At 72.6% G+C, this 20,491-nt stretch carries 6 protein-coding genes; 4 read left to right on the top strand and 2 right to left on the bottom strand.

The features are described from left to right. Both AB0K02_RS29335 and AB0K02_RS29330 read right to left on the bottom strand, forming a co-directional pair. Positions 1–305: hypothetical protein (locus tag AB0K02_RS29335; protein ID WP_365995575.1), on the bottom strand; the 305-nt coding region annotated here is incomplete at its 3' end. A gap of 352 nt (positions 306–657) precedes the next feature. Then, positions 658–1,605 carry a methionyl-tRNA formyltransferase gene (locus AB0K02_RS29330; protein WP_365995574.1) on the bottom strand — a complete coding sequence of 316 codons (948 nt, stop codon included), beginning with the start codon at positions 1,603–1,605 and terminating at the stop codon, positions 658–660. 261 nt (positions 1,606–1,866) lie between these two features. Between AB0K02_RS29330 and AB0K02_RS29325 the strand changes: the two genes are divergently transcribed. The 4 genes from AB0K02_RS29325 (at position 1,867) to AB0K02_RS29310 (ending at position 20,415) form a co-directional block, all read left to right on the top strand. After that, positions 1,867–3,219 (top strand): lysine N(6)-hydroxylase/L-ornithine N(5)-oxygenase family protein, encoded by a 1,353-nt coding sequence (locus tag AB0K02_RS29325; RefSeq protein ID WP_365995573.1) that lies wholly within the window; start codon positions 1,867–1,869, stop codon positions 3,217–3,219. A 138-nt stretch (positions 3,220–3,357) separates the two neighbouring features. Beyond that, complete coding sequence (locus tag AB0K02_RS29320; protein ID WP_365995571.1) at positions 3,358–4,389, top strand: iron-siderophore ABC transporter substrate-binding protein; 1,032 nt, start codon at positions 3,358–3,360, stop codon at positions 4,387–4,389. A gap of 232 nt (positions 4,390–4,621) precedes the next feature. Then, complete coding sequence (locus AB0K02_RS29315; protein ID WP_365995570.1) at positions 4,622–20,209, top strand: amino acid adenylation domain-containing protein; 15,588 nt, start codon at positions 4,622–4,624, stop codon at positions 20,207–20,209. Further along, the gene (locus tag AB0K02_RS29310; protein WP_365995569.1) at positions 20,206–20,415 is read left to right on the top strand and encodes an MbtH family protein; all 210 of its coding nucleotides are present in this window, start codon (positions 20,206–20,208) and stop codon (positions 20,413–20,415) included. The genes AB0K02_RS29315 and AB0K02_RS29310 overlap by 4 nt, the downstream gene beginning before the upstream one ends. Positions 20,416–20,491: the final 76 nt, after the last annotated feature.

Genomic DNA, 20,491 nt, shown 5'->3' with positions numbered 1-20,491 from the left:
TGCCAGAACCGCGCCTGCGGCGTCCGCCGCTCGACCAGCTCCTTCACCCGCTTCGCCGGCGGCAGCTTCTCGCCCCTGGGCAGCTTCTCCCGGCTCGGGATCTCCAGCTTGCCACCCACCGGCGGCTTCGCGGCCCTCTCCTCGTCCTCGTCCGAGAACCAGCCCGCTATCGTGTCGACAACGCCCTTGTCGTCGTCCTTACCCGGCGAAGACGGTGGAGCCGCATACGCGACCTGCGGCAGCAGCGTTCCCGCCACCGCCGACACCACCAAACAGGAGATATATCTCCCGTAGGGGATTTTCACCTCGATACCTTTCCGCATCGGCGAACCGAGTCCGCCGCACGCGAAAAAGGCCCTCCGCACACGGAAAAACGGCACGCCGAACGAGCCCGCCAGAGGTTTCCGACGTGCCTGAAACAGTGCCGCTCATCTGCGGCGAGCAGGGATCGGACCTCCTCGCGAGCGCGGCAGCGGACAGTATTGATCACAGAACTGATGCCACGTCAACTGATCAGACATACATGGCAATTGGCGTGAACACGGGACGTCTTCGCTGCTCAGGCGGCTGAACACGGGGGTCGGTCCTGCTCGGGAAAGCAGCCGGCCCACCCCGGGACCGTCCGGGGTGGGCCGCTGGTTCTTGGGGGGCCGGCCGTCAGGGGCGGCTGGTCAGGTAACCGCCCATGGAGGTGAAGTACTCGGTCGCGGGCATCTCCCGGCCGTCCTCGGTCCGCACGCGGGTGATCGCCAGGCCGTGGTTGCGCCCCGTGCGGGCATCGGCGCCGGCGACGATCGCCACGCCCTCGCCCTCCCGGTAGAAGATCCGGCCCGGGGTGCCGCCGTAACGGCCTTCGGACACGACGGCGGAGAGGATCTCCAGCCGCTTCCCCTTGTGGAAGGTGAAGGCGCTCGGGTAGGGGGCGGACTGGGCGCGGACCAGGCGCTCCAGGACCTCGGCGGGCCAGTCCCAGTTGATCCGGATGTCCTCTTCGGCCCGCTTGTGGAAGAAGGTGGCCTTCGACCGGTCCTGCTTGGTGAACTCGGTCTGTCCGGAGGCGATCAGGTCGAGCGCGCCGATGGTGACCGGGGCGATGAGGTCGACCGTCTTGTGGAAGAGGTCGGTGGCCGTGTCGGTGGGCTCGACGGTGACCGCGTGCTGCATGACGATGTCGCCCGCGTCGAGCTCCTCGTCCATCATGTGGGCCGTGACGCCGACCTCGGGCTCGCCGTTGATGAGGGCCCAGATCAGCGGCGAGAACCCGGCGTACTTCGGCAGCAGCGAGTCGTGGACGTTCAGCGTGCCGTGCCGGGGCAGGGTGTAGATGCGCGGCGGGATCCAGGTGCGCCAGTTGTTGGCCACGATGATGTCCGGGTCGGCTTCCTTGAGCTGCTGGAACAGCTCCTCGTCGTCCGGCCGGTTGCGGATGATCACCGGGACGCCGTGCTCCTCGGCGAGGTCGGCGACGGAATCGCTCCAGATCTTCTCGTAGGCGTGCTCGCTCTTCGGATGCGTCACGACCGCCACCACGTCGTGCTCGGAGTCCAGGAGCGCCTGCAGGGTGCGGTGGCCCCAGGTCTGATAACCGAACATGACGACCCGCATGGGGGTTCCTCCTCAGAAAAGCGACTGACCGAGGTTAGTAAAGCAAGCCTTACCTAAGGATGCAATGAGGCTTGTTCTGGGGCCCAGTTGGAGCGGGAACGGTGCCGGTGTCCGTTTTGCCCCGTCGACAGGTTGGCCAGATCAGGTTAGCTTTACCTAAGTTCCGCTCGGCGGCCGGGTCACCGGTGTGCCCGAGCTCCGCCGTTCCCCCACGCCTGACAGCACGCCTGACAGGCGGCTGTCCCGCACGATGGGAGTGACATGTCACAGACTCTTCCTGACGACGCACCACTGATCCACGACCTCATCGGTATCGGCTTCGGGCCGTCCAATGTGGCCATGGCGATCGCGCTCACGGAGCACAACGCACGCGTCGGAAGGCAGGAGGCGGTCACCGCTCACTTCTTCGAGCGGCAGCCCCAGTTCGGCTGGCACCGAGGCATGCTCATCGACGACGCGACCATGCAGGTCTCCTTCCTCAAGGACCTGGTGACGCTCCGGAACCCGAGCAGCGAGTACAGCTTCCTGCGCTACCTGCAGAGCAAGGGCCGGCTCATCGACTTCGTCAACCACAAGAACCTCTTCCCGCTGCGCGTGGAGTTCCACGACTACTTCGAGTGGGCCGCGGCGAAGGTCGACGACATGGTCTCGTACGGCCACGAGGTCGTCTCCGTCGAGCCCGTCGTCCGCGACGGTGTGGTGGAGTACCTCGACGTGACGGCCCGCTGCGGCGCGGAGACCGTCGTCCACCGGGCCCGCAACCTCGTCATCGGCACGGGGCTGCGTCCCCTCATGCCGGAGGGCGTCGAGCGGACCGACCGCGTCTGGCACAACTCCGACCTGCTCGCCAAGGTGGACGGCCTGGAGGGCACCGACCCCTCCCGCTTCATCGTCGTCGGCGCCGGGCAGAGCGCGGCCGAGAACGTCGCCTACCTGCACCGCCGCTTCCCCGATGCCGAGGTCTGCGCCGTCTTCTCGCGCTACGGCTACAGCCCGGCCGACGACAGCAGCTTCGCCAACCGCATCTTCGACCCCGCGGCGGTCGACGAGTACTACACGGCGCCCGACGACATCAAGCGCAAGCTGATGGACTACCACGGCAACACCAACTACTCCGTGGTGGACATCGACCTGATCGACGACCTGTACCGGCAGGCGTACCAGGAGAAGGTGCTGGGCACCGAGCGCCTCCGCTTCCTGAACGTCTCCCGCCTCACCGACGTCACGGAGACGGCCGACTCGGTCAGCGCCACCATCACCTCCCTGGTCACCGGGGAGGAGAGCCGGCTGGAGGCCGACGTCGTCGTGTGCGCCACCGGTTACGCGAGCGCCGACGCCCTCGGGCTCCTCGGCCCGGTCGCGGACCGCTGTCACCGCGACGACCGCGGCCGCGTCCGCGTCGAGCGCGACTACCGCATCGCGACCGACCCCGAACTGCGCTGCGGCATCTACCTGCAGGGCGGCACCGAGCACACCCACGGCATCACGTCCTCCCTGCTCTCCAACACCGCGATCCGGGTCGGCGAGATCCTCGACTCGATCCTCGAGCGCGAGCCGAAGCCCGACCTCGTCGAGGTCACGCCGGTGGCCGACGGAGTCGGCACCGCCCGCTGAGCCCTGCCCGGCAGAGCCCGTGCAAGGGACTCCCCCCGGTTCAGCCCCTCACAGCCCGTCCGGTCCGCCGGTAACGCCGTCGTACGCGGCGGCCCGGGCACGCAGTACGCACCGTGAAACCCCGTGAAAGGAACAACCGTGTCCACTGGTACACGCCCCGCGCTGGCGCGGCTCGTCAGACACCTCCCTCGTGCCGCCGTGGCGGCTGTCGCCGCGTTCGCTCTGACCGCCTGTGGGGGCGGTTCCCAGGAGGCCGAGTCGAAGCCGTCCGGGAGCGCGGAGTCCGCCGCCTTCCCGGTGACGGTGGAGCACAAGTACGGCAGCACGACGATCGACGCGGAGCCGAAGAAGGTCGTCACGCTGGGCCTTTCGGACCAGGACGCGGTGCTCGCGCTGGGCGTGAAGCCGGTGGGCTCGGTGGACTGGTTCAAGGAGCAGCCGTACGGCAAGTGGCCGTGGACCAAGGACAAGTGGGGTTCGACGCCGCCGCAGATCGTCGGCGAGCGTGACGAGTACAACGTGGAGAAGATCGCGGCGCTGAAGCCGGACCTGATCATCGCGCAGTACTCGGGCATGAAGAAGGAGCAGTACGACACGCTGTCCAAGATCGCCAAGGTCGTCGCGCAGCCCAAGGGCCACGAGGACTACCAGGCGCCCTGGCAGGACATGACGCGCCAGATCGGCAAGGCGCTGGGCAAGGACGCCGAGACCGAGAAGCTGATCGCCGGCATCGACGCCCGCTTCAAGGCCGTCCGTGACAAGCACCCGGAGTGGAAGGGCAAGACCGTCACCGTCGGCGAGCCCTACGAGCCGGGCAAGTTCTCCGCGTTCTCCCCGAAGGACCCGAAGGTCATCTTCCTGTCGGAGATGGGCTTCACCACCTCCGAGAAGTACCGCGCCGCCCTCGGCAAGGAGAACATCGCGGACCTCAGCGTCGAGCGCCTCGACGTCATGGAGGCCGACCGCACGGTGTGGCTGGGCACCCCGGACACCGAGAAGGCCATGAAGGCCGACCCGCTGTACAAGAAGACCAAGGTCCACCAGGAGAAGCGGGACCTGTTCCTCCCGTACGACAGCCCTGACATCGGCGCCGCGCTCTCCTTCAACACCGTCCTGTCGATCCCGTACGCCATCGACCAGGTCGTGCCGAGGCTCGAAGCCATCAAGTAAGTCCGGCGAAGGTGCCGCCTCCCGTCGGCACCGCTCCCGGCCGCTCCGCCCTCCCCCTACGGCCTGGCGGCCGTGGGGGGACCCCCAGGTGGCCGTCCCCACCGGGCGGGCGCGGTCGGGATTCACCGTCCTGTCGATTCCCCGCGCATCGACGAGATCGTGCCGCCGCTCACGGCCGGCACCGAGGGACGACCCACCACTGACGCACCACCAGGGAAAGGCCACACGAACGATGTTTGACGCCGAGTCGGACCGGGCACCCGCTGCCGGTATCCCCGTCACCGGCGGGCAATCCGGCATCTGGCTCGCCCAGCAGATCGAGCCGGAGAGCTCGGCCTACAACATCTCGTTCGTCCTCGACCTGTGCGGAGACATCGACCTGGACCGCCTCGCCGCCGCCGTCCGGCAGGCAGTCGAGGAGGCCGAGAGCCTGCACGTCCGGATCGTCGCCGACAACGGCGTACCGCGCCAGGTGGCAGCGCCCGTCCCGGTCGACATCCCGACCCTCGACCTGCGGGGCGAGTTCGACCCGGTGGCTGCGGCCCACCGGTGGGCCGAGACCGACCGGGACCGCCCCACCGACCTCGCGGCCGCCCCGCTCCACGCCCACGCGCTGCTGCGCCTCGCGGACGACCGCGTCTGGTGGTACCAGCGCTACCACCACATCGTCATCGACGGCATCGGCATCATCGGGATCTCCCGCCGGGCCGGTGACCTCTACACCGACGGCGACCGGGCCGCCGCCCCCGACTGGTCCCTCGCCCGGCTGGTCGAGGCGGACGCCGCCTACCGCGCCGGCGAGGAGTACGGGCAGGACCGCGCGTACTGGCTGCGGCGCATGGGCGACCGGCCCGAACCCGCGCGGCTCGTCGAGCGGTCGTCGGGGATGACCAAGCGGCGTCTGCGCCGCACGACCGAGCTCGCGGCGCCCGCCGCCGGACGGCTGCGCGACGCCGCGGCCGCCGCCGGCGTTCCGCTCTCCCGCGTCCTGCTGTCCGCCGTCGCCGCCTACCTGCACCGGACCACCGGCCAGCAGGATCTGGTCCTCGGCCTGCCCGTCACCACCCGGCAGGACCCGGCGACCCGGCACATCCCCGGCATGGTTTCCAACATCCTGCCGCTGCGCCTCACCGTCCGACCCGACATGACCGGCGTCCAGCTCGTGGCGGCGGTCGGCACGGCGGTCGCCGAGACCGTCACCCACAGCCGCCACCGCGCCGAGGACCTGGCCCGCGACCTCGGGCTCGTCGACGGTGTGCAGGAGCTCGTCGGCCCCACGGTCAACATCCTCCCCAGCGGTGAGCGGATCCGCTTCGGCGACCTCGACGCCGACCTCGCCCCGATGTGGCTCGGCCCGGTCAGCGACCTCGCCGTCACGTTCAGCGACTTCCAGGGCAGCCAGGGCCTGCGCCTCCTGCTCGACGCCGACGCCGATGCGTGCGACGAGGCGAAGCTGATCGAGCACGAACAGCGTTTCCTCATGCTGCTCCACGCTTTCGCCACCGACCTGACCCGCAGGGTCGGACATCTCGACCTCACCACCGGCGCCGAACGCGCGCAGCTGCTCGACGAATTCGGCGTGGCACCGCGCGAGGTCGCCGAACTCTCCTGGCCCGCGGCCTTCGAGCGGCAGGTACGGAGCACCCCGGACGCCGTCGCGCTGGTGTACGAGGAACGCGAACTGTCGTACGCGGAGCTCAACGCCGCCGCGAACCGCCTCGCCCGGCTCCTCGCCGCCCGGGGTGTCGGCCGCGAGGACGTCGTCGCCGTGGCGCTGCCCCGTTCCCCGGAACTCGTGGTCGCCCTGCTGGCCGTGATGAAGGCAGGGGCGGCGTACCTGCCGCTGGACGCCGACCACCCGCAGGACCGGATCGCGTACATGCTCACCGACGCGGGCGCCCGGACCGTCGTGACCACACGCGAGCTGTCCGCGGACCTGCCCGCCGCGCCGGGCGTCGTGCACGTCCTGCTCGACGAGCCGTCCGTGGCCGCCGAGTGCGCCGGCCTCGACGACACCGACCTGGGCGTTCCCGTCGCCCTGGACCAGGCCGCGTACGTCATCTACACCTCGGGCTCCACCGGCCGCCCCAAGGGCGTCGTCGTCCCGCACGACGGCGTCGGCAGCCTCGTCGCCACGGCCACCGACCGCATCGGCATCACCGCCGACAGCCGCGTCGTGCAGTTCGCGTCCGTCGGCTTCGACGTCACCGTCTGGGACCTGATCATGTCGCTGTGCGTCGGCGGCCGGATCATCGTCGTCCCCACCGAGCGCCGCGTCGCCGGACCCGCACTCACCGACTACATCGCGCGCCACCGCGCCACCCACATGATCCTGCCGCCGTCGCTCGTCTCGGCGCTCCCGCAGGACTGCGAACTCCCCGACGGCTCCGTGCTGATCGTCGGCACCGAAGCGGTTCCCAGCGAACTGATCGCCCGCTGGGCCGGGCATGTGCGGGTCGTCGTCGCCTACGGGCTCACCGAGGCGAGCGTCAACTCCACGCTGTGGGTCTCCGACCCCGACCGTCCGGGCCCCGCCCCGATCGGCGTCCCCGACCCCAACACCCGTGCCTACGTGCTCGACTCGGCTCTGCGCCCCGTGCCCGTCGGCGCCGAGGGCGAGCTCTACGTCGCCGGGCGCGGCCTCGCCCGCGGTTACCTGGGCCGGGCCGAGCTCACCTCGGAGCGCTTCGTGGCCGACCCGTTCGGCGGGCCGGGCACGCGCATGTACCGGACGGGCGACCGGGTGCGCTGGGGCGCCGACGGCAACCTGGAGTTCCTCGGCCGCGCGGACGGCCAGATCAAGATCCGCGGCCACCGCATCGAGCCCGGCGAGATCGAGAGCGCCTTCATGGCCTGCCCCGGCATCGCCCAGGCCGCCGTCCTCGTCCGCGAGGACCACCGGAACGTGAAGCGGCTCGTCGCCTACCTGGTCGCGGAGGCCGGTGCCGGTGCGGCCGCGGCCGAAGGCACCGGTACGGACGCCGAGGCCGTCGTGGCCGGGGCCCGCGCCCGGATCGCCGACACCCTCCCCGACTACATGGTTCCGTCCGCCGTCGTCCGCCTCGACGGCGCCCTGCCGCTGACGCCCAACGGCAAGCTCGACCGCCGCGCCCTGCCCGCGCCCCGGTGGACGGCGATGGGCGGCGACGACGCGCCCACCACGCCCGCCGAGACCGCGCTCGCCGGGTTGTTCGCCGACGTCCTCGGTCTGCCGTCGGTGGGCGTCCACGACAGCTTCTTCGAGCTGGGCGGCGACAGCATCGTGGCGATCCAGCTGGTGAACCGCGCCCGCGAGGCCGGTTTGGCGCTCACCCCGCGCGACGTGTTCCGGCACCGTACGGTCGCGGCACTCGCCCGCCTCACGGGAGAGTCGGCGGACACCCCGCGCGCCCTGAGCGGTGACGTGCCCGCCCCGTTCTCGCTCGTCACGCTCACCGACGACGAGCGCGCCGAGTGCGAGGCCGCCGTCCCGGGTCTCGCTGACGCCGTCGCGGCCACTCCGCTCCAGGAGGGCTTCTACTTCCACGCCTCCGTCGACGAGACGGGCGCCGACGGATACGCCGTACAGGACACCGTCGAACTGGCCGGCGACGTCGACCCCGAGGCGCTGCGGCTCGCCGTCCAGGGGCTCCTCGACCGCCACCCGCTGCTGCGCGCCGCCTTCCACCAGCTGCCGGACGGCAGGATCGTGCAGCTCATCGGCGAGCGTGTCACCCTGCCCTGGCGCTTCGACGACCTGTCCGGCCAGGACCCCGACCGTCGCGCGGCGGCCGCCGACGCCATCGGGGCCGAGGAGCGGGCGGAAGGATTCGACCTGGCCGTCCCGCCCCTGCTGCGGGCAGCCCTGATCCGCCACGGCGCCGACCGTTCCCAGCTGGTGCTGACGCTGCACCACATCGTGGTGGACGGCTGGTCGGTGTCGCTCCTCATGCGCGAGCTCCTCGGCGGCTACCGGCCCGGCGCCGAGGCCCCCCGGCCGGCTCAGGACCCGGCGTACCGGGCGTACGCCGGCTGGCTCGCCGCACGCGACCGGAACGCCGCGCTGGCCGTCTGGCGCGACGCCCTCGCCGGATACGACGGCCCGGCCAGGCTCCCCGTACGAGGCGCCGACACCGGCGAGCGCCGGACCGGCACGATCGAACTGGAGCTGACCGCGGCGGACACCGCCGCCCTCACCGCACGGGCCCGCGCGCTGGGACTGACGCTCGGCAGCGTCGTCCAGGGCGGCTTCGGGCTCCTGCTCGGGGACGTCACCGGCACCCGGGACCTCGTCTTCGGCAGCACCGTCTCGGGCCGCCAGGCCGCCGTCGACGGTGTGGAGAGCCTCGTCGGCCTCCTCATCAACACCCTTCCCGCTCGGCTGCGGTGGCGCCCCGAGCAGTCGCTCGTCGACGTCCTGTCGCGGTTCCAGGACGAGCAGGCCGAGCTGCTCGACCACCAGCACGTGGGCCTCGCCGACATCCAGCGCGCCGTGGGACGCGGCGAGCTGTTCGAAGCACTGGTCGTCGTCGAGAACCTGCCCGAGCCCGGCGAGCCCTGCGACCCGGCGGGACTGGTCCGGATCACCGGCTCGCACATCCGCGACGCCGTCCACTACCCGCTGGCCCTCACCGTCCTGCCCGGCGAAAGGCTCCGGCTGCGCCTCGACCACGACCCGGCCCGCCTCGACGCGGCGGCCGCCCGCCGGTTCGCCGACCGGCTGGCGGCCCTGCTCGACCAGCTCGTCACGGACCCGCTCCGCCCGGTGGCGCAAGTCGCCCTGCACACCGCCGACGAGGACCGCGCCGCCCTCGACCGGCTGGCCGGCGCGCACCACGCCCTGCCTGGCGACACGCTGCACGCGGCCTTCACCCGGCAGGCCCGCCGGACCCCGGACGCCACCGCGCTGATCCACGAGGCCGGGCGGACGACCTACGCCGAACTGGACGCGCGCGCCGAGGCACTGGCCGCGACGCTGCTCGCCCGGGGCGTGACACCCGAGTCCGTCGTCGCCGTCGCCGTGCCCCGGTCGGCCGAGACGCTGATCGCGATGCTCGGCGTGCTCAAGGCAGGCGCCGCCTACCTGCCGGTCGACGTCGACTACCCGGCCGACCGCGTGCGGTACCTGCTCGAGGACTCCGGGGCGCGGACCGTCCTCGTCACCGCCGCGTCCCGGACCCGGCTGCCCGCACTCGACGGCGTGGACCACGTCGTGGTCGGCGAGGAGACGGCGGGCGCCGAGCCCGTGTCCGGTCCTGTGTCCGCAGCCGTCCACCCGGACGGTGCCGCGTACGTGATCTACACCTCGGGCTCCACCGGCCGCCCCAAGGGCGTCGTCGTCCCGCACCGCGCGGTCGTCGGCCAACTGCTGTGGACCGCCGAGCGGTTCGGGTTCGGCCCGGACGAGCGCGTACTGCACCAGTACTCGACCAGCTTCGACCCGTCCGTACTGGAGATCTTCACCCCGCTGCTCACCGGCGGCGCCGTGGTGATCGCCCGTCCGGACGGACACCGGGACCCGGCGTACCTCGTCGGCCTGATCCGCGACGAGCGGGTCACGAGCGTCGACCTCGTGCCCTCCCTCTACGGCGCGCTGCTGGCCGAGGACGAGGCGGGGGAGTGGTGGGCGAGCCTGCGCCGCGCCTTCAGCGGCGGTGAGGCCCTGCCGGTTCCGCTCGCCCGTCGCTGGCAGGAGCGCACCGGAGTACCGCTGTTCAACGTGTACGGACCCACCGAGGCCGTCATCCAGGTCACGAGCTGGGAAGCGGGCCCGGCCCCCGAGGGGGCCACCGTGCCCATCGGGCGGCCGGTGTGGAACACCCGCCTCTACGTCCTCGACCGCCATCTGCGACCCGTCGCGGAGGGCGAGCCGGGCGAGCTCTACATCGCGGGCGCACAACTGGCCCGCGGCTATCACGCACGCGCCGCGCTGACCGCGGAGCGTTTCGTCGCCGATCCCTTCGGCGGTCCGGGAGAGCGGATGTACCGCACCGGAGACATGGTTCAGTTCAGTGGAGACGGTGTGCTCACCTACCTCGGGCGCACCGACCACCAGGTCAAGATCAGGGGTAACCGGGTGGAGCTCGGGGAAATCGAAGCCCGGCTGCGCCACGAGCCGGCCGTCGGCGACGCCGTCGTCGTGGCACGCGACGACGAGCGGGGCGTCAAGCAGCTGGTGGCCTACCTGGTCCCGGCCGCCGGTGCGCGGGAGCTGGACACCGAGGCCGTGCGCGCCGCGCTGAGCGGCTCGCTGCCCGCACCCATGGTCCCCAGCCACTTCGTACGGCTCGACGCGCTGCCCCTCACCCCCGGCGGGAAGACCGACCTGGGGGCCCTGCCCGCTCCCGAGGCACCCAGGCGACGCCGTGCCGCGAACGCGCGCGAAGGCTACGAGCAGCAGCTGTGCGGCATCTTCGCCGACGTGCTCGGCATCGACGGCGTCGACGCCGACGAGGACTTCTTCGTCCTGGGCGGCGACAGCATCCTGTCCATGGCGGTCTCCAGCCGCGCCCGCAAGGCGGGCCTCGCGGTGACCCCGCGCGACGTCTTCGAGCACCGCACCCCGGCCGCCCTGGCGGCCGCCGTCGCCGGTGCCGCGGCTGCGGTCCCCGCACCCGTCGCCGACTCCGACGGCGTCGGTGACGTACCGCTGCTGCCGATCGTCCACCAGCTCCGCGAGGACGGCGGCACCATCAGCCGCTTCAACCTCTCCATGCTGGTACAGGCGCCGGCCACCGCCGACGCCGAGAACCTCACGCGTGTCCTGCAGGCGGTGCTCGACCACCACGACGGCCTGCGGCTCACCCTCACCCGCATGGACCTCGGCCCGGCGATTCCCGCCCTGTGGTCCGCACGGACGACGCCCGTGGGTTCCGTCGACGCGTCCGGACTGCTCCGCCGCGTCGACGCACGCGGCCTCGACGAGTCCGCTCTGCGCGCGGTCGTCCGCGAGGAGTCCGACGCAGCGGCGAACCGCCTCGACCCCGACGCCGGCGTGACGGTGCAGGCCGTCTGGTTCGACGCCGGTACGGACCGGCCCGGCCGGCTGCTGCTCGTCGTCCACCACCTCGTGATCGACGGGGTGTCCTGGCGCGTGCTCCTCGGCGACCTCGCCACCGCCTGGGACGCCGTCGTACGCGGCGAGTCCCCGGAGCTCGAGCCCGTTCCGACCTCCCTGCGGAGGTTCGCCCGCGACATCGCCGAGCAGGCCACCTCCCCGCAGCGGCAGGCCGAACTGCCCTACTGGGCCAGGACGCTGGCGCCCGGAGCCGACCTGGTCGCCGGAGCGACCCGTACCGGAACGGCCGGTGCGGCGGGGGAGCACGTCGTCACCCTGCCCGCCGAGGACACCCGCGCGCTGCTCACCGCCGTACCCGCGGCGGCCGGCGCCGACGTCACCGAGGTCCTGCTCGCGGCGCTGCGGCGAGCCGTCACCCAGTGGCGCCCCGACGGCGACGGCGACCTGCTGGTCGACCTGGAACGCCACGGACGGGACGGCACGGACGCCGACCTCTCGCGCACCGTGGGCTGGTTCACCAGCCTCCACCCGGTGCGTCTGCCCGCCGCCGAGGACCCGCTCGACACGCTCAAGCAGGTCAAGGAGTCCGTGCGGTCCGCCCCGGACTCCGGCGCCGGATACGGCATGCTGCGCTACCTCAACCCGCAGCTCGCCCCGGTCTTCGCCCAACTGTCCACCGCCCAGGTCCTGTTCAACTACTTCGGCCGCCTCCCCGCCGAGCAGACCCGCGACTGGGCGCCCGCCGTCGAGTCCGACGCGCTCGCCGTCGAGCCCGACGCCGACCTCGCGATGCCCTACCCGCTCCAGGTCAACGCCGTCTGCGCGGAGACCCCGAACGGCCCCGAGCTGCGCGCCACCTGGACCTGGCCCGAGGGCGACGTGCTCACGGCGGACGACGTGCGGGCACTGAGCCGCGCCTGGGCCGACGCCCTGCGCGACCTCGTCGCCCGGACCGCCGCGCCGGGCGCCCGGCCCTCCCTCACCCCCTCGGACGTGCCGCTCGTCGACCTCACCCAGGCCGGCATCGAGCTGGTCGAGCGGGTGAGCCCCGCGCCGGTGGCCGACATCTGGCCGCTGTCGCCGCTCCAGGAAGGCATCTACTTCCACGCCAGCTACGACACGACAGCGCTCGACGTCTACACCGCCCAGGACACCTTCGACTTCGACCGCCGGCTCGACGCCGACCGGCTGCGCGCGGCCGTCGCGACCCTGCTGCGCCGGCACCCCAGCCTGTGCGCGGGCATCGTCAGCGACGGCCTGCCCGAGCCGGTGCAGTTCGTCTGCCCGGCCGCCGAGCTGCCCGTACCGCTCACCGAGGTCGACCTGACCGGCCTGACCGACGCCGAGCGCCGGACCCGGCTCGCCGAGATATCCGACACCGACCGGCGCCGGCGGTTCGATCTCGCCGCGCCCCCGCTGTTCCGGCTCACCCTGATCCGGCTCACCGACACCACCGACCGGCTGATGCTCAGCCACCACCTGGTCGCGTGGGACGGCTGGTCGCAGTCCCTCTTCCTCGACGAGCTGCTCGGCCTGTACGCGGCGGCCGGCGACGACAGCGCCCTGCCCGCCGCCGGAAGCTACCGGGACTACCTGAGCTGGCTCGCCGGCCAGGACTTCGACGCGGCCCGCGAGACCTGGCGCGGCGCGCTCGCCGGACTCGACGAGCCGACCCTCGTCGCCCGCGAGCGCGGTGACGAACCGACCATCCCGCGCCGCCGCACGCTCAGCCTCGGGCGAGCCCTCAGCGACCGGCTGCGCGGCTCCGCACGCGAGCACGGACTGACCATCAACGCGGTGCTCTCCGCCGCGTGGGCACTCGTCCTGTCCTCCACCGTGGGCCGTGACGACGTGGTGTTCGGCGCCACGGTCGCCGGACGCCCGGCGGACGTGCCCGGAGTCGACACGACGATCGGCATGTTCCTCAACACCGTTCCCCAGCGGATCACCCTCGATGCGGCCGAGCCGGTCGGGGACCTGCTGCGCCGGATCCAGACCGAGCGCGTCGCCCTGATGGACCACGAGTACCTGGGGCTCGCCGAACTCCAGCGGGCCGGCGGGCACCCCACCCTCTTCGACACCCTGTACGTCCTGCAGAACTTCGCCGACGAAGGTGCCTTCCAGCAGCTCACCGAGCGCCACGGCATCACCGGCGTGGGCAGCGTCGACGCCACCCACTACCCGATGACCCTGATCGTCAACCCGGCCGAGACGGTCCAGGTCAAGCTGGAGTACCGCCCCGACCTGGTCGAGGACGAGCAGGCCACGGCCACGCTCGACCGCTTCGGCGCCCTGGTGGAACGGCTCATCGGAGACCTGACGACCCCGGTCGGCGCCCTGGACCTGCTGCTGCCCGGCGAGCGGGAGACCCTCTCCGCCGAGTGGGCGGGCAGCCGGGAGCCGGTGCCGAACGAGACCGTCGCCGACATGCTGGCCGCCCAGGTGGCCCGTACCCCCGACGCGGTGGCGCTGGTGTTCGGCGAGCGGTCCCTCACCTACGCCGAACTCGACGCGCACATCAACCGGCTCGCCCGGCTGCTGCTCGCCCGGGGCGCCGGACCGGAGAAGGCGGTCGCGCTCGCGCTGCCGCGTTCCATCGACATGGTGGCCGCGCTGTTCGCCGTCCTGCGCACGGGTGCCGCGTACCTGCCGCTGGACCTGGACCACCCGGCCGACCGGCTGCGTCTGATGGTCGAGGACACCCGGCCGCTGTGCCTGCTGTCCACGACCACCGTGGCCCCGACCCTCCGCGGTGAGACCGGCCCCGCCGCGCCCGAACTCCTCCTGGACGACGAGGCCGTCGCCGCCGAACTGGCCGCACTCCCCGGCGGCGGGATCACCGACGCCGAACGGCCCGCGTTCGCGCACGACCGGGCGGACCGCCTGGAGCACCCGGCGTACGTCATCTACACCTCGGGCTCGACCGGCAAGCCCAAGGGCGTCGTCACCCCCTACCGGGGCCTGACGAACATGCAGCTCAACCACCAGAAGGAGATCTTCGACCCGGCCATCGCCTCGGCCGGCGGGCGACGGCTGCGCATCGCGCACACCGTGTCCTTCGCGTTCGACATGTCGTGGGAGGAGCTGCTCTGGCTCGTCGAGGGCCACGAGGTCCACGTCTGCGACGAGGAGCTGCGCCGCGACGCCGAGGCCCTGGTCGCCTACTGCGACCGGCACCGGGTCGACGTCGTCAACGTGACGCCCACCTACGCCCAGCTCCTCATCGAGGAGGGCCTGCTCGACCGGACCGATGCGGCCGGCGACACGTCAGCGGGGAAGCACCGCCCCGCCCTGGTCCTGCTCGGTGGCGAGGCGGTGTCGGACACGGTGTGGACGAAGCTGCGCCGCACCGACGGCTGTTACGGCTACAACCTGTACGGCCCGACCGAGTACACGATCAACACGCTCGGCGGTTCGACCGCCGACAGCGCGACCCCCACGGTCGGCGTGCCCATCCGCAACACCCGCGCCTACGTCCTCGACGCGATGCTGCGGCCCGTTCCGCCGGGCTGCCCCGGTGAGCTGTACATCGCGGGCACCGGTCTGGCGCGCGGCTACCACGACCGGCCCGGCCTGACCGCCGAGCGGTTCGTCGCCGATCCGTTCGGCGAGCCGGGCGAGCGGATGTACCGCACCGGCGACCTCGTACGCCGGCGTCCCGACGGCCTGCTCGACTTCCTCGGCCGCACCGACGACCAGGTCAAGATCCGCGGCTACCGCATCGAGCTGGGCGAGATCGCCTCGGCCCTGTCCACGCACCCCGAGGTCGCGCACGCCGCCGTGGTCGTGAACGAGGCCACCGGTACCAAGCGCCTGGTCGGCTACGTCGTGGCGGAGGACGGCGCCGAGGCGGGGGAGGACCTGCTCCAGCGGCTGCGCGACCACGTGAAGGCCGGCCTGCCGGACTACATGGTCCCCTCCGCACTCGTCGCCGTGGACACGCTGCCGCTGACCGTCAACGGAAAGCTCGACGTCAGGGCGCTGCCCGCCCCCGACTTCGGCGACAGGGGCCCCAGCCGCGCCGCCCGCACGCCGCGCGAGGAGACCCTCTGCGCCCTCTTCGCCGAGGTGCTCGGCCTGCCCGAGGGCAGCGTCGGCATCGACAGCGACTTCTTCGAGCTGGGCGGTCACTCGCTGCTCGCCACCCGTCTGGTCAGCCGCGCCCGCACCGCGCTCGACGCCGAACTGGCCATCCGTGACCTCTTCGAGGCACCGACCGTCGCGGAGCTGGTGGAACGCGCGGCCCGCTCCGGTGGCGCCGCCCGCCCGGCGCTGACCGCAGGCGAGCGGCCCGAGGAACTGCCGCTGTCCCACGCCCAGCAGCGGCTGTGGGTGATCCAGCAGATCGAGTGCACCTCCGCCGCGTACAACTTCCCGCTGGTGATGCGGCTGTGCGGCACCCTGGACATCGACGCGTGGACCGCCGCGCTCGCCGATGTCACGGCCCGCCACGAAGCCCTGCGCACGGTCTTCGCCGAGCGCGACGGCCAGGCGTTCCAGCGGGTCCTGCCGGCCGAGGAGGCCCGGCCGGTGGTCGCGCTCGTGCGCGCCACCGAGGACGAGGTGCCCGGCATCGTCGACGCGGAGACCAACCGGCCCTTCGACCTCGCCGCCGAACTGCCCCTGCGGGCCACGATCGTGGAGGTCGCGCCCGAGGACCACGTCGTCGTCCTGCTGCTGCACCACATCACCACCGACGAGTGGTCCGACCGCCCGTTCCTGCGCGACCTGGCCACGGCCTACGAGGCCCGCCTCGCACACGGCACGGCCCCGGACTGGGAGCCGCTGCCCGTCCAGTACGCCGACTACGCCCTGTGGCAGCAGCGACTGCTCGGCGACCCCGCCGGCACGGACAGCCTGGCCGCCCGTCAGCTGGAGTACTGGCACGCGACGCTCAGCGGGGCGCCCGAAGAGCTCGAACTGCCCACCGACCGGCCCCGGCCCGCCCGCCCGGCGTTCTCGGGAGCCGAGCTGGACATCGACTTCGACGCCGACGTCCACGAGGGTCTGAAGCGGCTCGCCCGCGAGACCGGCGCCAGCATGTTCATGGTGGTGCACGCGGCCGTCGCCGCCCTGCTGCACCGCATGGGCGCGGGTACGGACATCCCCCTCGGCTCGCCCATCGCGGGCCGCGGCGACGAGGCGCTGGACGACCTGGTCGGCTTCTTCGTCAACACCCTCGTGCTCCGCACGGACCTCAGCGGCGACCCGAGCTTCACCGAGCTGCTGACCCGGGTCCGTGAGATCGACCTGGCGGCCTTCTCCCACGCGGACGTGCCGTTCGAGTCGGTCGTGGAGAAGCTCAACCCGACCCGTTCGCTCTCCCGGAACCCGCTGTTCCAGGTGATGGTCGGCTACCACGCCCGCACCGGCGACGAGCTGGAACTGGCCGGACTCCAGGTGGAGTACGTGCCGTTCCGCATCCGCTCCGCCAAGTTCGACCTGGTGTTCAGCTTCACCGAGCACACGGCGGCCGACGGCCTCGCGGGCTCCCTGGCGTGCCGCCTGGAGTTCGCCACCGAGCTGTTCGACCGGGAGAGTGCCGAGCGGATCGGCGAACGGCTCCGGGCGCTCGTCGCCGCCCTTGTCGCCGCACCCGAACGACCCGTCTCGCAGGCGGAGATCCTCGCCGCCGACGAGCGTCACCTCGTCCTGGAGGGCTTCAACGGCACCCCGCGGCCCGTCGACGAGGAGACTCTGCCCGCGATGTTCGCGCGGCGGCTCGCCGAGCGGCCCGACGCGGTCGCCGTCGTGGACCGCTCGCATTCGGTGACGTACGAACGGCTCGACGCGCGGTCCAACCGCATCGCCCGGTTCCTGGCCGCGCGCGGTGTGGGCGCGGAGAGCGTCGTCGGCGTGGCCGTGCCCCGGTCCGCCGACATGATCGCCACGGTGCTCGCCGCGCTCAAGCTCGGTGCCGCGTTCCTGCCGCTGGACCTGGCCCACCCCGCCGACCGGCTCGGCTACATGATCGAGGACTCGCGGGCGGGCCTCGTGGTCGCCACCGAGACCGTGTCCGGGAAGATCCCGGACGTGGCGGGGGTGCCGACGGTGCTGCTCGACGAGCCGTCCGTCGCCGCCGAGCTGGACGGTCTGCCCGAGACCGCCGTCGGGAGCGGACCGGTCGCCCTGGACCAGGCCGCGTACGTGATCTACACCTCCGGCTCGACCGGACGCCCCAAGGGCGTGGTCGTCCCGCACGAGGGCATCGCCTCTCTGGTGGCGACCGCCGTCGACCGGATGGGTCTCGAACCGGACAGTCGTGTGCTCCAGTTCGCCTCGATCGGCTTCGACGTCTTCGTCTTCGAGCTGTCGATGGCGCTGTGCCACGGCGGCCGGCTCGTCCTCATCACCGACGAGGCCAGGGTCGCCGGGCCCGCGCTGACCGACTTCCTCGCACACCAGCGGATCAGCCACATGATCCTGCCGCCGTCCCTGGTGTCTGCGCTGCCGCCCGGCTGCGAGCTGCCCGAGGGCTCGACCGTCCTCGTCGGCACGGAGACCGTGCCGCCGGACCTGTTCGAGCGCTTCGGCACCACGGCCCACCTGATCTGCGCCTACGGACTCACCGAGGCGACGGTCAACTCCACGCTCTGGTCCTCCCGCGAGCAGGAAGGCCCCTCCGGCCGAAGGCCAGGGGCAGGCCGTCCCACCGGCCGGGTCCCCATCGGCCGGCCCGACCCCAACACCCGCTGCTACGTCCTCGACGACCACCTGCGGCCCGTCCCGCCCGGTGTCGTCGGCGAGCTGTACGTCTCCGGACGCGGCCTGGCCCGCGGCTACCTCGGCAAGGCCGGGCTGACCTCGGAGCGGTTCGTCGCGGACCCGTACGGCCCGCCCGGCGGCCGCATGTACCGCACCGGCGACCGCGCCCGCTGGCGCACGGACGGGAACCTCGACTTCCTGGGCCGGGTCGACACCCAGGTGAAGGTGCGCGGCTTCCGTATCGAGCTCGGGGAGATCGAGGCGGCGCTCGCCTCGCATCCGTCGGTCGCGCAGGCCGCGGTGGTGCCGGACCGCGACGGCGACATCGTGCGCCTGGTCGGGTACGCCGTACCGGAGGCGGGAGAGGCCGGGGTGGCGGCCCCGCAGGAGCTGCGCGCCCATGTGGCGGGCCTGCTGCCGGAGTACATGGTCCCGGCACTCGTCGTCACCCTGGACGGCCCCCTTCCCCTGACCCCCAACGGCAAGCTGGACCGCAAGGCGCTGCCCGCGCCTGACTGGTCCGCGATGACCGGCGACGCGAGCCCGGCGACAGAGACGCAGGCCCGCCTGGCGGACCTGTTCTGCGAGATCCTCCGGCTGGAGAAGGTCGGCATCCACGACAACTTCTTCGCGCTCGGCGGCCACTCCATGGCCTCGATGCGGCTCCTGGGCCGTATCCGCACGGAGTTCGGGGTCGAGCTGAGCATCCGGGACGTCTTCGACGCGCTGACCGTCGCCGGCCTCGCAGGCAAGCTGGAGGGCGCGGCGGCCGCCCGCCCGGCGCTTCGGCCGGCCGACGACACCGAAGTTGCCGCCGGCGCCCCGCTGCCGCTCGCCCCGGTCCAGCGCTGGGAGTGGGAGTCGCACCGCCGCACCCCGGGCTTCGACCACGCGCTGGCCCTGCGCGCACCCGACGGCGGGCTGGACGCCGCCGCGCTCGCCGACGCCCTGGCCGATGTGGTGGCCCGTCACGAGCCGCTGCGCACGGCGTTCGCCGAGCGCGACGGTGTGGTGCTCCAGCGGCCCGCCGAGGCCCCGGCCCTCGCGCTCGACCGGTGCGCGGACCTGGACGCCCGCCTCGCCGAACTCGCCGCTGCGGCCCCGGACCTGGAGCGCGAGGCCCCGCTGCGGGCGACGCTGCTGACGGACCCGGCCGGTCACCAGGCTCTCCTGCTGACCTCGCACTACCTGGCGGTGGACGAGTGGTCGGTGGTGCCGCTGTTCCGTGACCTCACCACGGCGTACGCGGCCCGCACGCAGGGCCGGGCGCCCGAGTGGGAGCCGCTGCCGGTGACGTACGCGGACTACACCCGCTGGGCGCACGAGGTCCTCGGCGACCTGTCCGACCCGCAGAGCCGGGGCGGGCGGCAGCTCGCCTACTGGCGGCGGACTCTGGCGGACGCACCGGCGGAGCTGGCGCTCCCCACGGGCGCGCCGCGCCCCGGGGCCGAGGGCGGCGACTGTCTGGGCTTCGTCCTGGACGAGCAGCTGCACGCGGCCGTGGACGAGCTGGCCCGGACGACCGGCACCAGCATGTTCATGGTGCTGCACTCGGCACTCGCCGCGCTGCTCACCGCCCACGGTGCGGGCACCGATCTGCCGATCGGTACGATGGTCGCCGGCCGTGGCGACGACCAGCTGGCCGACCTCGTCGGCTGCTTCCTCAACACGGTGGTGCTGCGCACCGACACGGCGGGCGATCCCACCTTCGCGGAGCTGCTGACCCGGGTACGGGAGACCACCCTCAGCGCCCTCGACCGGCAGGACGTGCCCTTCGACGAGGTCGTCCGGGCGACCGGACTGCCCCCGCAGGGCCCGCAGGTCATGGTGATCCACCACGAACAGGCGGATCTCGGGCAGCTGGAGGGCGGCCTGGGCTCCTTCCACGCCGTACCGAACGGCTCGGCGCGGACGGAGCTGACCCTCAGCTTCTACGAGCCGCAGGGCGACGGACCGGTGCACTGCGAGCTGATCCACGCGGCCGGCCTGCTCGGCCCGGAGAAGGCCCGGCAGCTCGCCGAAGAACTTCAGACACTGCTGCGCACCGCAGCAGCCGACCCCGAGCAGCCGCTCTCCGAGCTGTTCACCGCACAGTCCACGAGGAGTGACGACGCATGAGCACCAACCCGTTCGAGGACCCGCAGGGCCGATTCCTGGTCCTGGCCAACGACGAGGACCAGCACTCGCTGTGGCCCTCCTTCGCCGAGGTGCCGGCCGGCTGGCGCGTCGTCTTCGGCGACGACACGCGGGAGGCGTGCCTCGCCTACGTCGAGACGAACTGGACCGACCTGCGCCCCAAGAGCCTGATCGCCCAGCAGGGCTGAACGCGCCGCAGCGCACTGTGCCGCCGCCCGCCGGGAATTCCTCCCGGCGGGCGGCGGCGTGCGTTCGACGGCCGGC

The sequence above is a fragment of the Streptomyces sp. NPDC049597 genome (assembly GCF_040675505.1).
GTDB lineage: Bacteria > Actinomycetota > Actinomycetes > Streptomycetales > Streptomycetaceae > Streptomyces.
Note: the sequence above shows the minus strand (reverse complement) of the source record. Positions and strands in the feature narration are given on the sequence as shown.

What these genes read in the sequence shown, in the direction of transcription:
- AB0K02_RS29310 (WP_365995569.1), top strand. Translation starts at nt 20,206, where the DNA reads ATGAGCACCAACCCGTTCGAGGACCCGCAGGGCCGATTCCTGGTCCTG.
- AB0K02_RS29315 (WP_365995570.1), top strand. Translation starts at nt 4,622, where the DNA reads ATGTTTGACGCCGAGTCGGACCGGGCACCCGCTGCCGGTATCCCCGTC.
- AB0K02_RS29330 (WP_365995574.1), bottom strand. Translation starts at nt 1,605, where the DNA reads ATGCGGGTCGTCATGTTCGGTTATCAGACCTGGGGCCACCGCACCCTG.
- AB0K02_RS29325 (WP_365995573.1), top strand. Translation starts at nt 1,867, where the DNA reads ATGTCACAGACTCTTCCTGACGACGCACCACTGATCCACGACCTCATC.